This window comes from Rubritepida flocculans DSM 14296, assembly GCF_000425365.1.
Taxonomy (GTDB): Bacteria; Pseudomonadota; Alphaproteobacteria; order Acetobacterales; family Acetobacteraceae; genus Roseococcus; species Roseococcus flocculans.
Genome location: NZ_AUDH01000041.1, coordinates 1 through 4941, shown reverse-complemented (window position 1 = coordinate 4941; position 4941 = coordinate 1). Strand labels below are relative to the sequence as shown.

Genomic DNA, 4941 nt, shown 5'->3' with positions numbered 1-4941 from the left:
ACCGGGATGGGCCGGCTGATGCGCGCCCTCGGCCTGTCCTGGCAGACGCCGCGGCCGCGGCACGCCGAGACGGACCGCGCCGCCCAGGAGGCATTCAAGAAAAGGGCTTCGCCGCGGCGCTGGCGCAGATCGCGGCCGACCACCCCGAGGCCGAGCGCATCGAGGTCTGGTTCCAGGACGGTTGGACGTATACGTCCAACGAGTAGGCCAGAAGGGCCGCACGGTCCGCCGCTGGTTCCAGCGCGGCATGCGGCCGCGGATGGTCAAGGATCAGCGCTATCGGTCGGCCTGCATCTTTGGTGCGGTCTGCCCCGCGCGCGACACCGGTGCCGCGCTGGTGCTGACCCGCGTCTCGGTCGCGGCGATGAACCTGCTGCTCGAGGAGGTCGCCTCGCAACTGCCGGCCGGCACGCACGCCGCCATGCTGATCGACAACGCCGGCTGGCACACTGCGAACGACCTGCGGGTGCCGCCGAACATCACCCTCGTGCACCTGCCGCCCTACTCGCCCGAGCTGAACGCCATCGAGAAGGTCTGGCAGTACCTGCGCGACCGCTACCTTTCTGGCCGGCTGTTTCCCGGCACACGAGCCATCGTCGACGCCTGCTGCGCAGCCTGGAACAGCCTCATCGCCGAGACTGGACGCATCCGATCGCTGACCGATTTCGAGTGGGCTCGACAGGTCAATCGATAGTCCGCTGCGTATGATACATCATGTTCAGCGGCCGCTGCGGCAAGCAGACCGGCCGCGCCATGTTGCAGGCCTCAGCCGCGAAACAACCCTGCCATGGGCGGCGTCGTGTCGCTGCCCGGGAAGGCCTGGGCGACGGCCTGCGGCAGAAGGCGAAGGTGCTCCGCCAGGACGGCCTTCGCCACCGCGCGAACATCCCCAGTGGGCATGAGGTCGCGCCCCTCGAAGAGGTCCGTGGGCGCAAGCCCGGGCCAATCGGCCAGCACTCGCCCGCCGGCCACGCTGCCGCCCAGCAGGAAGGCCACTCCGGCGGTGCCATGGTCCGTGCCGGCATTGCCGTTCACGCGGGCCGTCCGTCCGAACTCCGTCACGACGAGAACGGCGGTCTGCGCCCAATGCTCGCCCAGAGCGGCGCGCAGCGCCGCGAGCCCGGCATCCAGCGCCCGCAGCGGCGGGACGATGCGCGGCCCCTGCAGGGCGTGGGTGTCCCAGCCGCCAAGGTCGAGGGCGGCGATGCGCGGTCCCCGCGGCTCAGCCAGCAAGCGGCCGGCCGCAGCGGCCAAGCGGGGAAAACTGTCGCGCTCTTGCTCGCGCTCTCCCGCCCCCAGGGTCTGTTCGGCGAAGCCGCGCGCCCGCATGCCCTCCCGGAAGGCGGTGTTCAGACGAGGCTCCGCGTCGTGCAAGGCGGCGAGGCGATACATCAGGTCCGGCGAGGGCCGATCGAGGCCGGCGGGCGAGTAGGCGCCGACCGGCGCGGGGCCCCGCAGCAGGAGCGGCACACCCGTGCCCACCGCGAGGCCGGGCCGCACCGGCCCGGTCATCGGCATCGCCTGCAGGGCCCGGTTCAGCCAGCCCGAGGCCATCAGCCGCTCGCCGCCGCCCTCCAGAAGATCCTGAGCCTCGAAGTGCGAACGGCTGCGATGCGGTGCGGCCAGTGCGTGCAGGAACACCGCCTCGCCCTGTCGGAACATCTCATGCAGCCGCCCCAGGGCGGGATGCAGCCCGAAATAGCCGCCGAGATCGAGCAGTCCTCCCTCCCGCCCCGGCTCCGCGAGCGCGATGGACCTGCGCAGCGACGCATGGTGCGGGTCGCCATAAGGGGCCACCACATGCAGCCCGTCGAGCCCGCCGCGCAGCAGGATCACAACGCAACGACGCTCGCCCGGCGCCTGGGCGAAGGCGATGCGCGAATGGCCGACCGTCAGCGTCGCGCCCAGCCCGAGCAGCAGGCTGCGGCGCGTGACCCGGAAGCTGGCGTGCGGTGGGGAGGCGCTCATCGGAACTGGAACTCCGGGCTGCAGAGGAGAAGGGTCAGCGCGTCGCGCACGGAGCCGGCCCGCCGCATGGCTTGCAGCGTCTCGGCGCGGCCCAGCGGGCCGAGCGCAGCCTCGGCCGCAGCGGACAGATCCACCCGGCCGAGGCGTCCTGTGAAGGTGTAGGCCCAGTCCGCCCGGCGCATCAGGGCTTCCGGCCCCGCCCAGTCCTGCATCCTGTCGGGCCAGCCATCCGGCTGCCGGGCCTGCCAGAGCGGCTGGCCGAGCTCGCCCATCCCCGAGAGAATGGGCTGGCCCCGCTCCAGCCCCACCGCCCGCCCGGCGGCGAGAACGAGATCGCGCGGGGTGCGGAACTTCGCGCCCGCAGCCTCCCAGGCGTCGGGCAGGGTGACGAGGCGGCGATGCACCGCTGCGAGATCCCCCTCGGTGCGGCGGAGCGTCTCCTCCAGCGCGGCCACGGCGCGGGCGGGCGGCTCGTCCGCCACGAAATGCCGCGCGAGCTTCAGCGCGAGGTGCCGGTAGGTGGCAGGGTGGGTGGCGAGCAGACACAGCGCCTCCTCCTGGCTGCCGGCACCTTCGGCGAAACGACGGCCAAGCAGCGTCTTGGTTCCCGGCTCGTGCGCGTCTTCGCGCCAGAGAAACCCGTGCGGTTCGCCCGTTCGACGCACCGACCAGCCGGTGAGGATCTTCGCCAACTCCTGCACGTCCTGCTGGGTGTAGCCGCCCTCGCGCGAGAGGGTGTGCAGTTCCAGCACCTCGCGGGCGAGGTTCTCGTTCAGCCCGCGCCCGCTGCGCCGCCCTTCCGGGCTGTTGGGGCCGATCGAATCCACGTTGTCGAGGTAGAGCAGCATGGCCGGATGCCGCGTCGCGGCCAGCAGCATGTCGGCGAAGCGGCCGTTGAGATGCGGGCGGATGGCCTCGCGCTCGAAGGGCCCCGCCAGCCCTCCGACGGTGACCTTGCGCCGGCTCACCGTGAAGTGGTTCGCCCAGAAATCCGCCAGCCGGTCGGCGAACGGAGTTGTGGAGGCGAGGCGATGCTCCGCCCAGGCAAGGGCGTCCGCCCGCAGCATCACGGCCAGGGGCTCTGCCGTCGCGGGATCTCCCGGCGCGGCGCGGGGCGGGAGTTGCATCCCCTGGGCCTCCAGCCGAGCGCGGGCCACCTCCTGCGTCACCCGCCGGCCTTCGCTGGCAGCGGGCGCTTGCAGGGCGAGCCGGAGTTGACGTGTCCGCGCCGGCTCGTCGAGGACGCGAAGGGCCTCCGCGCCGCTGGGCCCGGCGAGCGGGGCATCGGCCCGGGAGAGCTGGCCCAGGAGCCAGGATTCCGGATCTCGCGGGGCCGCTTCACCCAGCCGCAGGCCCAGCCCGAAGCGGATCGCCGCGATATGAGGACGGGAGGTCATGACCCCACTCTATACCATGGACGCGGTGGCCCGACCCTCTCGCAATGTGAGCGCCTGTGACGGCGGGTTTCGCCACGAAGACAGGAAGGATAGCTTCCCGACCAGGCACGGGGCTGGAACAGGGACGACGGGGCGGCGGCATGGACGAGACGGCGCGCAGCACGATGACGGCGGCGGGCAAGGCGGCCCGTCCCGCCTCTCGCCCGGCCGCCGCGGCGGCGGCGCAGGCCCGGCAGGTGGGCCCCTTCGCCGAGCGCGTGACGGTGTTCGAGGGGATCGGCGTCACCCGCAACCTCCCGGACGCGGTGGGGCGGCGGCAGCTTCCGCTGCGCCCCGGGCTCTGCTTCCCGCCGGATGCGCCGCCCTGGGTCTATGACTGCACGGGCGGGCGCGCGACCAATATGGGCGTGCCGGCTCCCTCCGTGCCGTCTGACGCCCCGCTGATCCCCGGAACTTTCGTCTATGGCGGCCCGGTCTGGCATTCCTTCGGCCATTTCATCTCGGAGTTCGTGCATCGCCTCTGGGTGACGGAGTTGCCCGAGTGGCGCGATGCGCCGGTGGCGTTCATCGCCACCGAGGGGCGCTCGCCGCCCGGCTTCCTTGGGCAGATCATGGCCCTGATGGGCGTGCGCGACTGGCGCGTGCTGGAGGGCCCCGCGCGGATCGAGCGCCTGGTGGTGGCCGAGCAGGGCAAGATGCTGCACTGCCCCCCTGCGCCGGCCTATGTCGCCTTCCTGCGCCGCAGGCTCGCGCAGCTCCTCGATGCACCGCCCCGCTTCCCGCGGCGGCTTGCGGTGCTGCGCGGGCATCTGGGCGCCGGGCATGGGCGCTGCGTGGGCGAAAACTGGCTGCTGCGGCAGCTCACGCAGCTCGGCTACGCCGAGTTCAGGCCCGAGACCGTGCCGATAGCCGATCAGGCGAACGCCTATGTCCATGCGGAGAAGATCGTCTTCTCGGAGGGCAGCGCCATCCACCTCTTCGACATCCTCCCGCCCGTGCGGGCGGAGATCGCGGTGCTGAACCGCCGGCCCGGATCGCATCTCGGCCGCGACTCCCTCGGGTCGAAGGCCGCGCGGCTGCATGTCTTCGACGACATCCGCCTGCTCGGGGATCCGCGCGGTGGGCTGACCACGAGCCTCGGCTTGTTCGATCCGCGCAAGGTGCTCGGCTTCCTGCAGGAGACGGGGATGATCGCCTCGTTGCCCGACGCCGATCTGCTCGACGAGGCGCCCGAACTGGCCGAGGACGTCGCCGCCTTCGTCCGGGCCCGGCATCCCGTCGCCGCCGTGCGCAGCACGAAGGACGACGAACGTCTGCTGGCGGAGACGGTCGCCTATCTCGCGCGTATGGCCCTGCGCGGCGCCGCGAACGCGGCGCCTACGGATGTCGCCCCGCCGCCGCCGCGTCGGCGGGGCACGGGCGCATGATACGCGCGGCACGACATGCCGGCCGGATAACACGTCCGCCCAGCCATCCGGCTCGCCTCACCCCAGCGCGGCCAGCCCTTGCTGGAGATCGGCGATCAGGTCCGCCACATCCTCGAGGCCGATGTGGATGCGCACCATCGGCCCGCCAT

At 72.3% G+C, this 4941-nt stretch carries 4 protein-coding genes and 1 pseudogene; 3 read left to right on the top strand and 2 right to left on the bottom strand.

Annotated elements, in window-relative coordinates; all coding sequences use genetic code 11:
* Positions 1–6: 6 nt before the first annotated feature.
* Both H596_RS25015 and H596_RS0117675 read left to right on the top strand, forming a co-directional pair.
* Positions 7–57: pseudogene (locus tag H596_RS25015) on the top strand (hypothetical protein); the annotation flags it as partial.
* 124 nt (positions 58–181) lie between these two features.
* The gene (locus H596_RS0117675; RefSeq protein WP_027286006.1) at positions 182–694 is read left to right on the top strand and encodes an IS630 family transposase; all 513 of its coding nucleotides are present in this window, start codon (positions 182–184) and stop codon (positions 692–694) included.
* 71 nt (positions 695–765) lie between these two features.
* Here H596_RS0117675 and H596_RS0117670 read toward each other — a convergent pair whose 3' ends face one another.
* The gene (locus tag H596_RS0117670; RefSeq protein WP_027286005.1) at positions 766–1968 is read right to left on the bottom strand and encodes a DUF1501 domain-containing protein; all 1203 of its coding nucleotides are present in this window, start codon (positions 1966–1968) and stop codon (positions 766–768) included.
* Positions 1965–3365, bottom strand: coding sequence for a DUF1800 domain-containing protein (locus tag H596_RS0117665; RefSeq protein ID WP_027286004.1), 1401 nt, complete (start codon positions 3363–3365; stop codon positions 1965–1967). Before H596_RS0117665 ends, H596_RS0117670 begins: the two co-directional genes overlap by 4 nt.
* A gap of 140 nt (positions 3366–3505) precedes the next feature.
* On the opposite strand from H596_RS0117665, the gene H596_RS0117660 reads away from it, so the two are divergent.
* Entirely contained in the window at positions 3506–4792 is a 1287-nt protein-coding gene (locus H596_RS0117660; RefSeq protein ID WP_027286003.1) for a glycosyltransferase 61 family protein, read from the top strand.
* Positions 4793–4941: the final 149 nt, after the last annotated feature.

Excerpts from the sequence above, each read along its gene's own strand:
- H596_RS0117670 (WP_027286005.1), bottom strand. The coding sequence starts at position 1,968 with ATGAGCGCCTCCCCACCGCACGCCAGCTTCCGGGTCACGCGCCGCAGC.
- H596_RS0117665 (WP_027286004.1), bottom strand. The coding sequence starts at position 3,365 with ATGACCTCCCGTCCTCATATCGCGGCGATCCGCTTCGGGCTGGGCCTG.
- H596_RS0117660 (WP_027286003.1), top strand. The coding sequence starts at position 3,506 with ATGGACGAGACGGCGCGCAGCACGATGACGGCGGCGGGCAAGGCGGCC.